Origin of the sequence: Microbacterium gallinarum (assembly GCF_014837165.1) — a bacterium.
In the GTDB taxonomy this organism is placed as follows: domain Bacteria; phylum Actinomycetota; class Actinomycetes; order Actinomycetales; family Microbacteriaceae; genus Microbacterium; species Microbacterium gallinarum.
This window is the reverse complement of record NZ_JACSPM010000003.1, coordinates 389,516-405,739: the sequence shown is the minus strand read 5'-3', so window position 1 is coordinate 405,739 and position 16,224 is coordinate 389,516. Positions and strand designations below refer to the sequence as shown.

Annotated in this window: 17 protein-coding genes; 12 read left to right on the top strand and 5 right to left on the bottom strand. The window is 70.0% G+C overall.

Features of this window, described 5'->3' with window-relative positions:
- Positions 1 to 28: 28 nt before the first annotated feature.
- The 7 genes from H9622_RS11455 (at position 29) to lnt (ending at position 8,264) form a co-directional block, all read left to right on the top strand.
- The gene (locus tag H9622_RS11455) at positions 29 to 961 is read left to right on the top strand and encodes an FKBP-type peptidyl-prolyl cis-trans isomerase (protein ID WP_191766523.1); all 933 of its coding nucleotides are present in this window, start codon (positions 29 to 31) and stop codon (positions 959 to 961) included.
- Between the two features lie 51 nt (positions 962 to 1,012).
- Complete coding sequence (locus H9622_RS11450; RefSeq protein WP_191766522.1) at positions 1,013 to 2,008, top strand: helix-turn-helix transcriptional regulator; 996 nt, start codon at positions 1,013 to 1,015, stop codon at positions 2,006 to 2,008.
- On the top strand, positions 2,005 to 2,967 hold the full coding sequence (locus H9622_RS11445; protein ID WP_191766521.1) for a helix-turn-helix transcriptional regulator: 963 nt from the start codon (positions 2,005 to 2,007) through the stop codon (positions 2,965 to 2,967). Before H9622_RS11450 ends, H9622_RS11445 begins: the two co-directional genes overlap by 4 nt.
- Before the next feature lie 85 nt (positions 2,968 to 3,052).
- The gene (gene tatA / locus H9622_RS11440) at positions 3,053 to 3,307 is read left to right on the top strand and encodes a Sec-independent protein translocase subunit TatA (RefSeq protein WP_191766520.1); all 255 of its coding nucleotides are present in this window, start codon (positions 3,053 to 3,055) and stop codon (positions 3,305 to 3,307) included.
- Positions 3,308 to 3,374: 67 nt separating this feature from the next.
- Positions 3,375 to 4,136: a twin-arginine translocase subunit TatC gene (gene tatC, locus H9622_RS11435; protein ID WP_191766519.1), complete on the top strand. Its 762-nt coding sequence runs from the start codon at positions 3,375 to 3,377 to the stop codon at positions 4,134 to 4,136.
- Positions 4,133 to 6,646 carry a DEAD/DEAH box helicase gene (locus tag H9622_RS11430; RefSeq protein ID WP_191766518.1) on the top strand — a complete coding sequence of 838 codons (2,514 nt, stop codon included), beginning with the start codon at positions 4,133 to 4,135 and terminating at the stop codon, positions 6,644 to 6,646. The genes tatC and H9622_RS11430 overlap by 4 nt, the downstream gene beginning before the upstream one ends.
- Positions 6,647 to 6,683: 37 nt before the next feature.
- The gene (gene lnt / locus H9622_RS11425; protein ID WP_191766517.1) at positions 6,684 to 8,264 is read left to right on the top strand and encodes an apolipoprotein N-acyltransferase; all 1,581 of its coding nucleotides are present in this window, start codon (positions 6,684 to 6,686) and stop codon (positions 8,262 to 8,264) included.
- 3 nt (positions 8,265 to 8,267) lie between these two features.
- On the opposite strand, the gene H9622_RS11420 is transcribed toward lnt, so the two are convergent.
- The 4 genes from H9622_RS11420 to H9622_RS11405 all read right to left on the bottom strand — a co-directional run bounded on the left by H9622_RS11420 (position 8,268) and on the right by H9622_RS11405 (position 10,992).
- On the bottom strand, positions 8,268 to 8,651 hold the full coding sequence (locus H9622_RS11420; RefSeq protein ID WP_191766516.1) for an RNA polymerase-binding protein RbpA: 384 nt from the start codon (positions 8,649 to 8,651) through the stop codon (positions 8,268 to 8,270).
- A 138-nt stretch (positions 8,652 to 8,789) separates the two neighbouring features.
- Positions 8,790 to 9,566: a glycerophosphodiester phosphodiesterase family protein gene (locus tag H9622_RS11415; RefSeq protein ID WP_191766515.1), complete on the bottom strand. Its 777-nt coding sequence runs from the start codon at positions 9,564 to 9,566 to the stop codon at positions 8,790 to 8,792.
- Positions 9,563 to 10,507 (bottom strand): SPFH domain-containing protein, encoded by a 945-nt coding sequence (locus tag H9622_RS11410; RefSeq protein WP_191766514.1) that lies wholly within the window; start codon positions 10,505 to 10,507, stop codon positions 9,563 to 9,565. Before H9622_RS11410 ends, H9622_RS11415 begins: the two co-directional genes overlap by 4 nt.
- On the bottom strand, positions 10,504 to 10,992 hold the full coding sequence (locus tag H9622_RS11405; protein WP_191766512.1) for an NfeD family protein: 489 nt from the start codon (positions 10,990 to 10,992) through the stop codon (positions 10,504 to 10,506). Before H9622_RS11405 ends, H9622_RS11410 begins: the two co-directional genes overlap by 4 nt.
- A 45-nt stretch (positions 10,993 to 11,037) precedes the next feature.
- Here H9622_RS11405 and H9622_RS11400 point away from each other — a divergent pair, with 45 nt between their 5' ends.
- Positions 11,038 to 11,811 (top strand): SDR family oxidoreductase, encoded by a 774-nt coding sequence (locus H9622_RS11400; RefSeq protein WP_191766511.1) that lies wholly within the window; start codon positions 11,038 to 11,040, stop codon positions 11,809 to 11,811.
- Positions 11,812 to 11,814: 3 nt separating this feature from the next.
- Positions 11,815 to 13,803: a S9 family peptidase gene (locus H9622_RS11395; RefSeq protein ID WP_191766509.1), complete on the top strand. Its 1,989-nt coding sequence runs from the start codon at positions 11,815 to 11,817 to the stop codon at positions 13,801 to 13,803.
- 79 nt (positions 13,804 to 13,882) lie between these two features.
- Here the strand turns inward: H9622_RS11395 and H9622_RS11390 are convergent, their stop codons facing one another.
- Entirely contained in the window at positions 13,883 to 14,443 is a 561-nt protein-coding gene (locus H9622_RS11390) for an HdeD family acid-resistance protein (protein ID WP_191766508.1), read from the bottom strand.
- A gap of 184 nt (positions 14,444 to 14,627) precedes the next feature.
- Here H9622_RS11390 and H9622_RS11385 point away from each other — a divergent pair, with 184 nt between their 5' ends.
- Genes H9622_RS11385 through H9622_RS11375 form a run of 3 tightly spaced genes read left to right on the top strand, consistent with a single transcriptional unit; the run spans position 14,628 to position 16,212 of the window.
- Positions 14,628 to 15,221, top strand: coding sequence for a sulfite oxidase-like oxidoreductase (locus H9622_RS11385; RefSeq protein WP_191766506.1), 594 nt, complete (start codon positions 14,628 to 14,630; stop codon positions 15,219 to 15,221).
- Entirely contained in the window at positions 15,218 to 15,943 is a 726-nt protein-coding gene (locus H9622_RS11380) for an FAD-binding oxidoreductase (RefSeq protein WP_191766617.1), read from the top strand. Before H9622_RS11385 ends, H9622_RS11380 begins: the two co-directional genes overlap by 4 nt.
- A complete protein-coding gene (locus H9622_RS11375) occupies positions 15,940 to 16,212 on the top strand; it encodes a DUF6510 family protein (protein ID WP_225221963.1) in 273 nt (90 codons plus the stop codon). Before H9622_RS11380 ends, H9622_RS11375 begins: the two co-directional genes overlap by 4 nt.
- Positions 16,213 to 16,224 lie beyond the last annotated feature (12 nt).

Genomic DNA, 16,224 nt, shown 5'->3' with positions numbered 1-16,224 from the left:
GCATCCGGATGCCGCCTAGACTGTTGCGGTGCGTAAGATCCCCGCTGCCCTCGCGATCCTCGGACTCGCGACCGTCGGCCTGGCCGGCTGCTCGCTGCCCGGAAGCTCCGACTGCTCCGAGCCCGTCTCCGACGCCGAACTGCTCGACGTCGTCGAGGTGAGCGGAGAGGTCGGCAGCGCGCCCGACGTCGAGCTCTACACCCCCTTCCATGTGACGGACGGCGCGTCGGCCACCCTGGACCAGGGCACGGGCGGCGCCACGATCACGCGTGACGACCAGCTGGTCGTCATCGACTTCACGCTCGTCTCGGGCGAGACGGGGGAGACGCTCGTCGCCAGCCCGTACTCCGAGGAGCAGTCCAACGTGCTCGGCCTGCCGCAGATCTCCCAGACCTTCCCGACGTGGGCAGACGCGCTCCAGTGCGCCTCGGCCGGATCGCGGGTCGTCGTGTCGCTGGCGCCGGAAGACATCGAGGCCGAGGCTGCCGCGAGCATCGGGCTGGCCGAGGGCGACTCCGCCGTCGCCGTCATCGACGTGCACAAGGTCTATCTGGGTGCCGCCGACGGCGCCGACCAGTTCAACAGCGGAACCGGCATGCCCACCGTCGTGCGCACGCCGGACGGACGCCCGGGCCTCATCATCCCCGAGGGTGAGGCCCCGGCCGACGTGGTCGTCCAGACCATCAAGAAGGGCGACGGCGAGGTCATCACGGGCGACGCGCCTGTGCGTGCGCACATCCTCGGAGTCCCGTGGGGAGAAACCGAAGCAGTCACGAACACGTGGGACTCGCAGCCCCAGTCGGTCCCGCTCGACAGCGACCCCGTCCTCGCCGAGGCGCTCGTCGGCCAGACCATCGGCTCCCAGGTGCTGGTGGTCGTGCCTGCCGAGCAGGGCGGCACCGAGCAGCCGACCGTCTTCGTGTTCGACCTCCTCGGCGTCGACGCCGGCATCACGCAGTAAGAGGTCGCCGCACCGCCGACGAGACGGCCGCCCCGACCCTAGGATGATGGGGTGCCTGCGAACGCCCCTGCCAAGTCTCCGCCTGAGGAGAGACTCGTCAACCTGGTCGTCGCCCTCATGGCCACCGACCAGGGGCTGACGAAGGACACCATCCTGTCCTCCGTCGCCGGCTACCGCGAGCAGAGCGAATCGGGCGCGTCCAAGGACGCCCTCGAGAAGATGTTCGAGCGCGACAAGGAGAGCCTGCGCGGACTGGGTGTGCCGATCGAGACGATCGGCGACTGGGCAGACCCCGACGACCTCCGCGAGGCCCGCTACCGCGTTCCCACGGCCGAGTACGCGCTCCCCGAAGACATCGAGTTCACCCCTGCCGAACTCGCCCTGCTCAATCTCGCCGGCGGCGTCTGGAGCGAGAGCTCCATGTCGGACGACGCCCGCAGCGGGCTCCGCAAGATCCGCGCGCTGGGCATCCCCATCGACGAGCCGATCATCGGCTATTCGCCCCGCATCAGCCTCCGTGAGCCGTCGTTCCCCGACCTCCAGCGGGCGATCGAGCAGAGTCGCGTCGTGCGATTCCCGTACCTGAAGCCCGGCGAGGCGGCGCCGCGCACGCGCCGTGTGCAGCCCCTCGCCCTCGTCGAGTACGAAGCGCGCTGGCACGTGTTCGGCATCGACCTCGACGTGCAGGCCGATCGCACCTTTCTGCTGTCGCGGATCGTCGGACCGGTGGCGACGACGCGCGAGACGTTCGACGCCGGTCTTCGCGAGGGCGCGGGGGAGCGAGCCCTCCGAGGGCTCGATGAGGTGGCCGCGCGCAGCACGTCGCTGCTCGAGGTCAATCCCGGCACCGAAGCAGCCCTGCGGCTGGCGCGTCGCGCGCGTCCTGCCGAGCAGGGCATCCGCGTGCCGTACGTCGACATCCACATCTTCGCCGACGAGCTCGCGTCGTACGGACCCGAGGTGCGGGTCGTCGAACCGGCCGCGCTGCGCGATCAGGTGATCGAGCGCCTCGCCGCCGCCCGCGACGTGAACGGAGCATCCGCATGACCGCCCGCCGCTCGCTGGTCGCGACCGATCGCGCCGCGCTGATGCTGCAGCTCGTGCCGTATCTGATCGGCAAGGGCGAGGTCTCGGTGGCGGAGGCGGCCGACGAGTTCGACGTCACCCCCGACCAGATGCGCTCGATGGTCGAGAAGCTCACCGTGATCGGGCTGCCCGGCGACGGCGGCTACTGGCAGATGGCGAACGACCTGTTCGACATCGACTGGGACCTGCTCGATCAGCGCGATCTCATCGTCATCACCAACTCGGTCGGCCTGGAGCGGTCGCCGAAGCTGACGGCACGCGAGGCCGCGGCCCTGCTGGCCGGGCTCCAGCTCGCGCGCACCATCCCCGGCGTCGGTGACACCGACCTGTTCTCGGGCCTCCTGGCCAAGCTCGCGCGCGGAGCCTCGAGCGCTCCGGCTGAGGTCATCGTCGCCCCCGGCCCGGTCGACACCGTCCGCGACCTCGTCGCGACCGCACTCCGCCGGGGCGTCGCCGTGTCCTTCACCTACAAGGCGCCGGACGCCGCGCCCACGACCCGCACGGTCGACCCGGTCAAGGTGCACATCGCCGACGGCCAGTGGTACCTGCAGGGGTGGTGCCACCTCCGCGAGGCGATGCGCACGTTCCACCTCGACCGGGTGAGCGAGCTGGAGCTCACCGACATCCCGATCACCCACGCGGGTGAGCCCGCCCGCGGCTGGTTCGAGTCGGGCGAAGGCGACATGGTGGTGCGCATCCGGTTCGACGAGTCGGTCGGCCCGCTCCTGGGCGACTACCTCGACCGAGCCTCGCTCGAGACTGCCCACGGCGTGACCGTCGCGACCATGCACGTCGCCGATGAGTTCAGCCTGCGCCGGCTCGTGGCCAAGCGGGGCGGCGACGTGGAGATCCTCGAACCGCCGGCTGCCCGGCGGGCGGCCGCGGAGTGGGCCGAAGCCGGGCTGAGCCAGTACCGCTGACGGTTCGCCGGTACTTTCCGCGGTGCGCACTTCGCCGCCCGACCGCGGGTTACACTGAGTCCGGACCCGCCGAAAGGAATTCGACATGCTGCAAGGCCTCACAGGGTGGCACTTCCTGATCATCCTCGCTGTGATCCTGCTGCTGTTCGGCGCGGCGAAGCTGCCTGCGCTGGCCAAGAGCATGGGTCAGTCCGCCCGCGTCTTCAAAGGTGAGATGAAGGCGATGAAGGACGAAGACTCGTCCAAGACCGACGCAGAGTCGGCCACCGCCGCCTCGACCGAGGCTCCGTCGACGGAGATCCGGACGGACGCCGGCGGCACCGCCGATTCCAAGCCCTGACGCCGTCGTGGCAACGGCGGGACCGCCGCGCGTAGGAGAACCCGACCCGACGCGGCGTGAGAAGCGCATGTCGCTGGGGCAGCACCTGATCGAGCTGCGCCGGCGCCTGATGTGGGCGGCCCTCGCCCTCGTCGTCGGCATGGTGGTGGCGTTCTTCATCACCGACCCGGTCATCTACCTCATCACCGAGCCGATCCGCGTCGTCGCGGAGACGCAGGGTGAGGAGGGCAAGGTCGAGTTCATGTACCAGACCATCACCGGGCCGTTCGACATGCGACTGCGAATCTCGTTCGCGATCGGCATCCTGATCTCGGCGCCGATCTGGATCTGGCAGATCTGGGCGTTCATCATGCCCGGACTCACGCGCAAGGAGATCCGCTACACGATCGGCTTCATGGCCGCCGCCGTTCCACTGTTCTTCGCCGGCTGCTACGTCGGCCTGCTGATCATGCCGCACGTCGTCGAGCTCATGGCCACGTTCGTGCCGCAGGGCGGCGCGCAGTTCTACGATGCGCTGTTCTACTACGACTTCGTCTTCAAGCTGCTCGTCGTCGTCGGAGTCGCCTTCATCCTGCCGGTGTTCCTCGTGGCGATGAATCTCGCCGGCATCATGTCGGGGCGGGCGATCCTGAAGGGCTGGCGCGTCGCGGTTCTCATCGCCGTGATCTTCGCGGCACTGGCCACTCCGGCCGCCGACGTCGTGAGCATGCTGATGCTCGCCGGCATCCTGGTCGTGCTGTTCTTCGCCGCCGCCGGCCTGTCGATGCTGTTCGATCGCCGCAAGGCCAAGCGCCAGGCCGAATTCCTCCCGCCCGAGGCCGCCGCATGACCGACCCCGGTCCGTCCGAGCGGTACGCCCGCGCGCAGGCGTCCGCCGCACTCGACCGGAGCCATCCGATCACGGCCGCGTTCGCGGCATCCCAGCACTTCACGCTCGACGAGTTCCAGATCGCCGGATGCCGCGCCCTCGAGGAAGGCCGCAGCGTGCTGGTGGCCGCGCCCACCGGGGCGGGCAAGACCATCGTCGGCGAGTTCGCGGTGCACCTCGCGATGCGTGAACCTGTGGTCGGCGGCCACGGCGACAAAGCGTTCTACACGACGCCGATCAAGGCGCTGTCGAACCAGAAGTTCCGCGAGCTCCAGGACGTCTACGGTCCCGACGACGTCGGCCTGCTCACCGGCGACACCAACATCAACGGCAGCGCGCGCATCGTCGTCATGACCACCGAGGTGCTGCGCAACATGCTGTACGCCGACTCGCCCGCCCTGCGCGGGCTGAGGTACGTCGTGATGGACGAGGTGCACTACCTCGCCGACCGGTTCCGCGGCGCGGTGTGGGAGGAGATCATCATCCACCTGCCGGCGAGCGTGAAGCTGGTGTCGCTGTCGGCGACCGTGTCGAACGCCGAGGAGTTCGGCGACTGGCTCGACACGGTGCGCGGCGACACCGAGGTGATCGTGTCGGAGACGCGTCCCGTGCCGCTCGAGCAGCATGTGCTCGTGCGCGGAGATCTGCTGCCCCTGTTCGACGACCGCGCCGGCATCGCGACCGCGCAGGTGAACCAGGAGCTCATGCGCATCCGGTCGTTCAAGGGCCAGAACTACGAGCGGAACCACGGCGCGCAGGCGGGCAGGAGTGCACGGCACGCCGGGTACGAGGCATCCCGTCGTCGTCCGAACCGTGGCGGAAAGCGCCCTGTGCGGTCCGCGAACGTGCAGCGGATCGAACGACTCGACCGTCCTGACGTCGTCGAGCTGCTCGCCCGCGCCAACCTGCTGCCGGCGATCTTCTTCATCTTCAGCCGGGTCGGCTGCGACGCGGCCGTGCAGCAGGTGCGTCGTGCCGGGGTGCGGCTGACGTCGCACGAGGAGCGCGCCGAGATCCGCGCGATCGTCGAGGAGCGCACGCGCAGCCTGCATGACGAGGACCTCGCGGTGCTCGGCTACTGGGAGTGGCTCGACAACCTCGAGCGCGGGGTGGCGTCACACCATGCGGGTCTGCTCCCGGCGTTCAAAGAGGTGGTCGAAGACCTCTTCCAGCGCAAGCTCGTGAAAGTCGTCTTCGCCACCGAGACCCTCGCGCTCGGCATCAACATGCCCGCCCGCACGGTGGTGCTCGAGAAGCTCGAGAAGTTCAACGGCGAGGCCCGCGTCGCGATCACGTCGGGGGAGTACACGCAGCTGACCGGCCGCGCGGGGCGTCGCGGCATCGACGTCGAGGGCCACGCGGTCATCCAGTGGACAGAGGGTCTCGACCCGCAGGCGGTCGCGGCGCTCGCCTCGCGCCGGACGTACCCGCTCAACTCCAGCTTCCGGCCGACGTACAACATGGCGGTCAACCTGATCGATCAGTTCGGGCGGGCGCGCGCCCGCGAGATCCTCGAGTCGTCGTTCGCACAGTTCCAGGCCGACCGCGCCGTCGTCGGACTCGCCCGCCAGGTGCGCGAGCAGGAGGAGTCCCTCGCCGGCTACGAGCAGGCCATGACGTGCGACCGCGGCGACTTCACCGAGTACTCGGCCATCCGGCGCGAGCTGAGCGACCTCGAGAAGCTGAACCGCAAGGATGCGAACGCCTCACGCCGCACGCGCGATGAGCGGCAGCGCCAGATCGCGAGCCTGCGCAAGCGCATGCAGCGCCACGGGTGCCACCAGTGCCCCGACCGGGAGCAGCACGCGCGGTGGGCGGAGCGGTACTGGAAGCTGCGTCGCACGGTCGACAAGCTGCGTCAGCAGATCGACACCCGCACCGGCACCGTCGCCCGCATCTTCGACCGCGTGGTCGACGTGCTCGACGAGCTCGCCTACGTGCGGATCGACGACGCGGGCGTGACCAGCCTCACGCCGTCGGGGCGCACGATGCGCCGCATCTACGGGGAGCGCGACCTGCTGGTCGCCGAGTCGCTGCGGCGCGGCCTGTGGAACGACCTCGACGCCCCGTCGCTCGCCGCGCTCGCCTGCTGCATCGTGTACGAGCCGCGGCGCGACGAGGCCGGGCCGGGGGAGCGGGGACTCCCGCGTGGGCCGTTCCGCACCGCGTTCGCCGAGACCCTCGACCTGTGGCAGCGACTCGACGACCTGGAGCGCGAGCACCGGCTGCCCGGGTCCGAGCCCATCGCCGCGGGACTGGCGCAGGCCATGCACTCGTGGGCGCGCGGCGGGATGCTCGACCGCGTGCTGAGCGAGGCCGACATGGCCGCGGGCGACTTCGTGCGCTGGTCGAAGCAGACGATCGACCTCCTCGACCAGCTCTCGATCGTGGCCGAGCCCGCCCTCGCCTCGACCGCGCGGAAGGCCCTGGAGTCCGTGCGCCGCGGAATCGTCGCCTACTCGGCTGTCTGACAGCGGCCGTCCAGTTCCCGCCGCTTAGGGTATTCACGTGCCTCTCGCCGCCGCGCCGCGCCCGCTCCTGCCCCTGTGGGCCGCTGTCGTGGCCTCGATCGCGGGCGGGGCCGTCCTCGATCTCGCCTACCCCTCCGTCGGCTGGTGGCCGCTGGCGTTCGTGGGCGTCGGGCTGTCGCTCGTCGCCCTCATCGGACGCTCCGTGTGGGGTGCGCTGCTCGTCGGATTCGTCTTCGGCGCCACGTTCTACCTGATCCACATCATGTGGATCACGCGCTACCTCGGCCTCGTGCCGTGGTTCGCCCTCGCCGGTCTCGAGACGGTGTTCATGGCTGTCGGCTCGATCGCGCTGACGCTGGCATATCGATGGATGCCGCGGCTCTTCCGCTCGCGATGGGCGTCGCTCATCGCCCTGCCGATCCTCATCGGCGGCCTGTGGACGGCACGAGAGCTGTTCATGGGCTCGTGGCCCTACACCGGGTTCCCGTGGGCGCGCATCGGCATGAGTCAGTCCGAGAGCCCGCTGGCGCATCTCGCGTCGTGGACGGGAGTCGCCGGCCTCTCCTTCCTGATGGTGACCTTCACCGCCGCAGCCATCGAGTGGTGGCGCGCCGCCCGGTTCCGGGACGTGCGCACCGCGCTTCCCTCGATCGGCCTGGCAGCCCTGCTCCTGCTCGTGCCCGCCTTCCCGACGAGCCCGGCCGGCACCCTGCGGGTCGGCAGCGCACAGGGGAACGGCCCCTCCGGCTACTTCGACCCGCGCGACCGCAATGACGTGCTGAACGCGCAGCTGGCGGCATCCGCTCCGCTTCTCGATGAGGACGTGGACGTCCTGCTCTGGCCGGAGGGGGGCATCGACTCCGACCCCACCCGCAATGAGAGCACGGCGCGCACGCTCGATGCGCTCTCGGAGCGGATCGGCGCACCCCTGATCGTCAACGCGGCGACCACGCGCGGCGAGGACACGTTCAACACCTCCATGCTATGGAAGGCCGGCGAGGGTGCGGTCCAGTACCACGACAAGACCAACCCCGTGCCGATGGGGGAGTACGTGCCCGACCGGTGGTTCTACGAGTCGCTCGCCCCCGACCTCATCGGCCTGATCCAGCGGGAGTACACGCCCGGGACCAATGCGCCGTTCCTCGACCTGGGCGGGGTCGGCGTCGGTCTCGCGATCTGCTTCGACGTCATCTACGACGAGGTCATCTGGGCCGGCGCGCGGGACGGCGCCGAGGTCTACATGTTCCAGACGAACAACGCCGACTTCCGCGACACCGACGAGAACCTCCAGCAGCTGGCGTTCGCCCGCATGCGCGCGGTCGAGACCGGCCGTTCGGTCGTGAACCTGTCGACGGTGGGCACCAGCCAGGTGATCGCGCCCGACGGCAGCACCCTCGACGGTCTCCCGGCCGGCGAGGCGGGGCACATGCTGACCGAGGTGCCGCTGCGCACCGGGCTGACGCCCGCCGTCATCGCGGGCCCGTGGGTGCAGGCGCTGCTCGGCTGGGGCAGCCTTCTCGCACTCGTCGCGCTGGGCATCGCGGTGGCGCTCACCGGGCGGCGGCACGCGAAAACGCCGGCTCCCGTAGGAACCGGCGTCGCGCAGGCGGCTGACTGAGCGTCAGGCGCTGATCTTGTCGAGGGTGACGTCCTCGCCGGCGCCACGACGGGCGCGGACGTAGGCGAGACGCTCCTCGAGGAGCTCTTCGAGCTCGGGCAGAGTGCGCCGCTCGAGGAGCATGTCCCAGTGCGAGCGGGGCGTCTTGTCACCCGAGTGATCGACCGTCGCGGTGCCCTCACCGACGCGCAGGAGCGCCTCCGCACCACAGGTGCGGCACTCCCACGCCGGGGGAACCTCGGCGTCGGCCGCGAAAGTCAGTGTCGTGTCACGTCCGCAGGACGTGCACGAATAGATGTGCTGTGCACGCTCATGGAACACGACGCCCTCTTCGCTCTGTAGGCTCTGGGCGCCGAGTCGGATGCCGCGCAAGCTGCGGTCTGCCATTTTGTGGTCCTCTCGTCGCTGTATAGGTATAACCAAGCGACCTGAGCGGATCATCCGAAAGGGGCTTGCGCGTGCGCCTTTCACAGTGGATGCACAGCGGGGGAGAGAGCGCCGCCCGTTCCGCCCGCCGAAGCCAGGTCAGCCCAGGGTGCGGAGGGCCACATCGGCCCTGTCGGTCACCACGCCGTCGACCCCCGACCCGATCAGCCGGCGCATGTCACCCGGGTCGTTCACGGTCCACACATGCACCTCGACGTCATGGCGGTGGGCTGCGGAGATCAGCCGCGGCGTGAGGATGCGCAGACGGCCCTGTCGCTCGGGGACCTGCAGCACGTCCACGCCCTGGAGCGCACGACGCACGAGTCGATCCGAGCGCGCGGCGAGGGCTGCGAGCACCCGCCCGATCGTCGCCGAACCGGCGGAGGTGGCGGGGCGGATGCCGCGCGCCGACGCTTCAGCGGCGGCGAGGGCAGCGCGCCGCCGCTGATCGGAGAAGCTCGTGAGCAGCACGCGGGCGCCGTGCGGCGCCACGATCCGGCCGACGGGCACCGCGGCTGCCGCCGCCTTGACGTCGAGGTTGAACCGGAGAGTGGGGAATGCGTCGAGCGCCTGCGCGAGCGTGATCAGCCCGCCACGGCCGGACATCAGCTCCGCGAGCTCGACGGACGTGATCTCGGCGACGAGCCGGGGGTCACCGGTCACCCGCGAGAGGTCGTCGTCGTGGAACAGCACCACGACCCCGTCTGCGGTGACGTGGCAGTCCGACTCGACATACTCGGCGCCCGCCGAGTGGGCTGCGGCGATGGCGGCGAAGGAGTTCTCCTCGACGCCGTGCGCGGCATCCTCCGCCACCACCAGCCCCCGATGCGCGAGGACCCGCGGGGTGCGGGCGCCCTCGAACCAGGGGTGGGTCACAGAGCGGGCGGCTCGACGCCGCGCTGCGGCTTGGGTGCGTCGGCCGCGCCGCCGAGGAATGAGCCACTGAGCCCCTTGAGCGCCTCGGTGAACTCACTCGGGATGATCCAGACCTTGCTCGAGGCGCTGTCGGCGATCTTCGGCAGGGTCTGCAGGTACTGGTAGGCGAGGAGCTTGTCGTCGGGGTTGCCGATGTGAATGGCATCGAAGACCGTCTGGATCGCCTCTGCCTCGCCCTGGGCGCGCAGCACTGCGGCCTGCTTGTCGCCCTCGGCCTTCAGGATCTCGGCCTGTCGCTGGCCTTCCGCCGTGAGGATGGCCGACTGCTTCGTGCCCTCGGCCGTGAGGATGAGAGCGCGGCGGTCCCGCTCGGCGCGCATCTGCTTCTCCATCGAGTCCTGGATCGAGTGCGGCGGGTCGATCGCCTTGAGCTCGACGCGCCCGACGCGGATGCCCCACTTGCCTGTCGCCTCGTCGAGGACGAGACGCAGCTGACCGTTGATGTTGTCACGGCTCGTAAGTGCCTCTTCGAGGTTCAGGCCACCGACGACGTTGCGCAGTGTGGTGGTGGTCAGCTGCTCGACGGCGCCCAGGTAGTTGGCGATCTCGTAGGTCGCGGCCCGGGCGTCGGTCACCTGGAAGTAGACCACGGTGTCGATCGAGACGACCAGGTTGTCTTCGGTGATCACCGGCTGCGGCGGGAACGAGACGACCTGCTCGCGCATGTCGATCAGGGGGCGAAGGCGGTCGATGAACGGCACCAGGAGGTTCAGACCCGGGCTGAGCGTCTTGTGGTAGCGACCGAGGCGCTCGACGATGCCTGCGCTCGCCTGCGGAATGATCCGGATCGAGCGGACGATCACGACCAGCACGAAGATGAAGACCGCGACCGCCAGGAGCCAGGCGATCGTGGTGGGAATCAGGGTGTCGAGGTCGGTCATGCGCGGGGATCCTCCGTCGGAGATGCGGTCGGGGCGTCGGAGCGCACGACAGCGGTGGCGCCGTCGATCCGACTGACATGGATGGGGGTGCCCGGCTCGAGCTCGCCGGTCTCGGAGCGCGCCGTCCACACGTCTCCATTGGCGAGCTTGACCTGGCCGCCGTGCGTGGAGACGGTCGCGATGACACGGCCGCGCAGATCGATGAGGGCATCGACGTTGGAGGGCGTCGGATCCTCACCGCGCCGAAGGCGCCGCAGCAGCGGCGGACGGAGGAAGAGGACGAGCACGGCCGCGACGACGCCGGCGACGATGACCTGAAGCCAGATGGGAGCGCCCAGCAGATCGGAGCCGAGACCCGCGAGACCTCCGATGCTCAGCATCAGGAACGTGAAATCGAGGGTGAGCATCTCGATGACGAGGAAGACGAGGATCAGCACCAGCCACCCGATCCACGCCCACTGCTCGATGGTCTGGATGAGCTCCACGATGTGCCTCCTTGTCCCTCGAACCTAGCAGGTAGGGTCGAGGGCGTGACTGAGACATCCCCCACACTTCCCGCCGGTTCGCTGAGCGGCAAGACCGCGCTCGTGACCGGTTCCTCACGCGGCATCGGCGCCGACACCACGCGCTATCTCGCCGAGGCGGGCGCGAACGTCGTCATCAACTACCGCAACAAGGCGCCGCGTGCGGAGAAGCTCGCCACCGAGCTGCGCGAGCTCGGCGTCGAGGTGCTCGTCGTCGGCGCCGACCTCACCGACCCGGACTCGGTGCAGGCGATGTTCGACGAGGTCGGCCGTGCCTTCGGCAGCCTCGACATCCTCGTGCTCAACGCCTCGGGCGGCATGGAGTCCGGCATGGCAGAGGACTACGCGCTGCGGCTCAACCGCGACGCGCAGGTGCGCGTGCTCGAGACCGCCCTGCCGCTCCTCGGCGACGGATCGCGCGTCGTGTTCGTCACGAGCCACCAGGCGCACTTCATCCGCACCACCCCGACCATGCCGGAGTACGAGCCGGTCGCCCTCTCTAAGCGCGCCGGCGAGGACGCTCTGCGCGAGCGCATCCCCGCCCTGAGCGAGCGCGGCATCGGCTTCGTGGTCGTGTCGGGCGACATGATCGAGGGCACGATCACCGCGACGCTCCTCGAGCGCGCCAACCCCGGGGCCATCGCGGCCCGCCGCGACGACGCCGGCAAGCTCTACAACGTGTCGGAGTTCGCCGCCGAGGTCGCTGCGGCCGCACTCGACCCCGTCCCGGCGGGCAACACCCGCCTGGTCGGCGACACGAGCTCGTTCGCGGGGGAGTGACGCGTGCGCGCGCTCGACATCGACACGCTCGTCTCCGTCGGTCGGCCCGCCATCGCGCCTGACGGCTCGTTCGCCGTGTTCGCGACCTCGCGCCCCGACATCGAAGCCAACCGCGCGGTCGGCCAGCTCTGGCGCGTCGATCTGCCCGACGGCACTCCCCGCCGCCTCACGCGCGGCACGTCCGACTCCGGGCCCCGCCTGTCGCCGGACGGGCAGACCCTCGCCTTCGTGCGCGCGGACGCCAAGGGCAAGGGTCAGGTCTGGGTCGTTTCCTCCGCCGGCGGCGAGCCCGTGCAGGCGACCGACTCCGTGCTCGGCGTCGAGGGCTTCGCGTGGTCGCCCGACGGGCGCACACTGGCCTTCGCCGCGCGGGTGCCCGAGAAGGGGCGATACGGCAGTGTGGAGGGATTGGATTCCGCGGCCGAGGCGCCCCGCCACATCACCGGCATCCGCTGGCACGCCAACGGACTCGGGTACATCGCCGACCGCCCCTCGCACGTGTTCGTCGTCGACGCTCCGGCGACCGACTCCGAGCCGTTCTACGAACCCGCCCCGGCTGTCCGCGAGAGCGATGCGACCCCGCCCAAGAAGAAGACGGTCGGGTCCGACGCACGCCAGCTCACCGAGGGTGCTGCGTCGCACGGCGGCGTCGTCTTCTCCGCCGACGGCACCGAGGTGCTGACCGCGGTCGACGAGATCGAGCCGTCGCGCCGCGACCTGCGCACGCGCGTCATCGCCGTGGCCGTCGACGGATCAGGCTGGCGCGAGGTGCTGGGTGTCGACGCCGGGCTGTCGCTCTACGGCCTCGAGGTCGCACCTGACGGCGCCGTCGCGCTCCTCGGCCACGAGGTCGGCGAAGACGGCATCGACTTTATCGCGCCCGGCGTGGCACTGTGGCTCCTCGGGGCCGACGGACCGCGCCGTCTGACCGATGCGGAATCCATCGACCTCGGCGAGGTCGGGAGTCACATCACACCGGTCGGGGACGACTTCCTCGTGCAGGACCGCGCCCGCGGCCGCGTGCGGCTGCTCCGCGTCACGCGCGACGGTCAGGTGAGCGACGTGCTCGGCGGCGACGTCGAGGTGGCGGGTCACGCCTCCGCGGCGGACCGCATCGTCGCCGCTGTCGCGACCCCCGACTCGTACGGAGAGCTCGTGCTCGTCGAGGACGGGGCCGACCGCACGCTCACCGCCTTCGGGGCGCGGGCCGCGGCATCCGGAATCACCACGCCGCGCGAGCTCGAGGTCGACGGACGCGACGGCTATCCGGTCCACGGCTGGGTCGCCGTCCCCGAAGGGGACGGGCCGTTCCCGGTCATCCTGCAGATCCACGGCGGACCGTATGCGTCGTACGGCGTGCACCTGTTCGACGAGACGCAGGTCCTCGTCGATGCCGGCTACGCCGTCGTCTACAGCAACCCGCGCGGCTCCGCCGGCTACGGGCGCGCGCACGGACGCAGCATCCGCCAGGCCATGGGCACTGTCGACTTCGCCGACGTCATCGACTTCCTCGAGGGCGCGATCGCGTCGGATCCCCGCCTGGACGGCACGCGGGTCGGCGTGATGGGCGGCTCGTACGGCGGCTACCTCACCGCGTGGGTCATCGCCCACGACCACCGCTTCGCCGGGGCCATCGTCGAGCGCGGATTCCTCGACCCGGTGTCGTTCCAGGGCACGAGCGACATCGGCACGTTCTTCGGCGACGAGTACGTGGGGATCGACGCCGACGCCATCGCACGACAGAGCCCGATGGCGGTGGTCGAGCAGGTGACGACGCCGACCCTCGTCATCCACTCCGAGCTCGACTTCCGGTGCCCGCTCGAACAGGCGACGCGCTACTACGCGGCGCTCAAGCGCAACGGGACCGAGGCCGAGATGCTCGTCTTCCCCGGCGAGAATCATGAACTCACCCGTTCGGGTCAGCCGCGCCACCGCGTGCAGCGCTTCGACGCGGTGCTCGACTGGTGGGCTCGGCACCTGCCGGTCGACTGACCGATCACAGCACGCAGAAGGGCCCCCCCCCGCCCCCCCGGCCGCGCGGGGGGGCCCCTTTCTGCGTGGGAGCGATGAGTCAGAGGTCCTTCTTGCCGAAGGTGAACGCGCGCACCACGTTGATGATGCCGAGCACGATGAGTGCGATGCCGATCAGCCACCACAGGACCGCGGCGCCCCACAGGGGCGAGAAGAGCAGCACGATACCGGCGATGATGCTGATGATCGCGAAGAAGATGGACCACCCCTTCGACGCGGCGTCGCCGAGGGTCGAGAGAGCGACGATGCCTTCGACGATCCACATGATGCCGACGAGGATGCCGATGAAGACGGCCAGCCAGGCTGTCGTCTGGCCGAGGTTCATCAGTGCGACGACACCCGCGATGACGAAGAGCACTCCGAGCGCGATGTGTCCGATACGCGCCCATCCGCCCTTGTTCTTGGAGAAGATGCCGAGCCCGGCGTACACGAGCCCCGCGGCGATGGCGTAGATGGCGATGATCGCGGCGACGACCATGGCGGTCTTGCCCGGCCACGCCAGGATCAGGATGCCGACGATGACCGCGAGAACACCGCCGATGCCGAGCGCCGTGCGGATGCCGTTGACGGCCGACTTCTCGGCCGCGTCTGCTGTGGACATGCGAGGGTCCTTTCTGGGAATTTGCTGTTAACGAGCGGTCAAAGCTTAGACCCGGGGTCGAATATCAGCGCATTGCACAGTGCGTGTCGCGCAGTCGAGCGCGAAGAGCGCCGATTTCCGCTCTCGCGCACGCGGCGGCCTCGGTACTACGGTGAGCGTGCGCGCAGTCCGATACGGAGGCACCATGGCAGTCTTCTCACGCGGTTTCGGGGCACGACGTCGGGAGAGCGATGCGAACCTGCCGCCGGGGCAGTACCTGACCGAGGACTTTCCCGTGCTGTCGGCCGGGCCCACGCCGCGCGTCGATACGGCGGAGTGGTCGTTCGGTGTGCGGAACGAGTCGGGGGAGCTCGTGTCCTGGACCTGGGACGAGTTCATGGCGCTGCCGATCGAGGACGTCTCGACCGACATCCACTGCGTGACCCGGTGGTCGAAGCTCGGCACGTCGTGGCGCGGCGTGTCCCTGGACACGGTCTTCGAGCACGTCGACACCGACGCCGCCTTCGCCATGGCGCACTCGTACGGCGGTTACACCACCAACATCCCGCTGGAGGACCTCCTCGGCGGAAGGTCGTGGGTCGCATTCGAGTTCGACGGCGCGCCGCTCGACCCCGAGCACGGCGGACCCGCCCGGCTGCTGGTCCCGCACCTGTACTTCTGGAAGAGCGCGAAGTGGGTGCACGGCCTCACGCTCATGGACGATGACGAGCCGGGGTTCTGGGAGCAGAACGGCTACAACATGCACGGCGACCCGTGGACCGAGGAGCGGTATTGGTGATCGTCGGCGGCTGGCGCCCCGCCCGGGTCTCCTCGGTCGAAGAGGCGACGCCGAGCGCCCGCGTGCTGCGACTGGACGTCGAGGACTGGCCCGGCAGCGACGCCGGCCAGCACGTCGACATCCGGCTGACCGCCGAGGACGGCTACCAGGCCGAGCGCTCGTACTCGCTCGGATCATACGGCCCGGGTCCGGTCATCGAGCTCGCGGTCGACGAGATCCCCGACGGCGAGGTGTCGCCGTACCTCGTGCGCGACGTGCTCCCCGGCGATGAGCTCGAGGTGAAGGGACCGCTCGGCGGCTACTTCGTGTGGCGGGCCGGGGGAGAGGGGCCGGTGCAGCTCATCGCCGGAGGGTCGGGGATCGTCCCGTTGATGGCGATGGCGCGTGCGGCTCGGGATGCTGCGGCCGCGGCATCCTTCCGCCTGCTGTACTCCGTCCGCAGACCCGAAGACGCGATATATCGTGATGAGCTCGAGGAGTCGGCGCACGACGGGGGAGTGGCGGTCACCTGGGCGTTCACGCGGGAGGCTCCTGCGGGATGGACCGGACGCGTCGGCCGGCTCGACGACGAGGCGATCCGCGCAGCCGTCTGGCCGACGGACGATGCGCCGACGGTGTTCGTGTGCGGACCGACCGGGTTCGTCGAGCACGTCGCCGATGCGCTCGTGCGTCTCGGGCATCCGCCGGCACGCGTGAAGACGGAACGATTCGGGGGCGCATGATGCGTGCGGAGAATGCGACATCCACGGTCGACGGGAACGCGCTGGCCGGCATGATGGACGACCTGCTCGCGAGCGAGATCACGGTCATGACGGCGGTGTGCGGCGGATGCGGTGCGGCGGGACCGCTGGCCGAGACGGTCGTGGAGCTCGACGACACCGCGGCCATCGTGCGCTGCCGCTCGTGCACGCACACGCTCTTCACCGTGCTGCGAGAGGCAGGGCGGACCCGCGTCGTGATCGGGATGCTCCGGGAGCTCTCCGACTCGTGACGCCGCCTCCGG

Coding starts and splice junctions, on each gene's coding strand:
- H9622_RS11445 (WP_191766521.1), top strand. CDS start 2,005: ATGACCGCCCGCCGCTCGCTGGTCGCGACCGATCGCGCCGCGCTGATG.
- tatA (WP_191766520.1), top strand. CDS start 3,053: ATGCTGCAAGGCCTCACAGGGTGGCACTTCCTGATCATCCTCGCTGTG.
- tatC (WP_191766519.1), top strand. CDS start 3,375: ATGTCGCTGGGGCAGCACCTGATCGAGCTGCGCCGGCGCCTGATGTGG.
- H9622_RS11430 (WP_191766518.1), top strand. CDS start 4,133: ATGACCGACCCCGGTCCGTCCGAGCGGTACGCCCGCGCGCAGGCGTCC.
- H9622_RS11420 (WP_191766516.1), bottom strand. CDS start 8,651: ATGGCAGACCGCAGCTTGCGCGGCATCCGACTCGGCGCCCAGAGCCTA.
- H9622_RS11410 (WP_191766514.1), bottom strand. CDS start 10,507: ATGACCGACCTCGACACCCTGATTCCCACCACGATCGCCTGGCTCCTG.
- H9622_RS11390 (WP_191766508.1), bottom strand. CDS start 14,443: ATGTCCACAGCAGACGCGGCCGAGAAGTCGGCCGTCAACGGCATCCGC.
- H9622_RS11385 (WP_191766506.1), top strand. CDS start 14,628: ATGGCAGTCTTCTCACGCGGTTTCGGGGCACGACGTCGGGAGAGCGAT.
- H9622_RS11375 (WP_225221963.1), top strand. CDS start 15,940: ATGATGCGTGCGGAGAATGCGACATCCACGGTCGACGGGAACGCGCTG.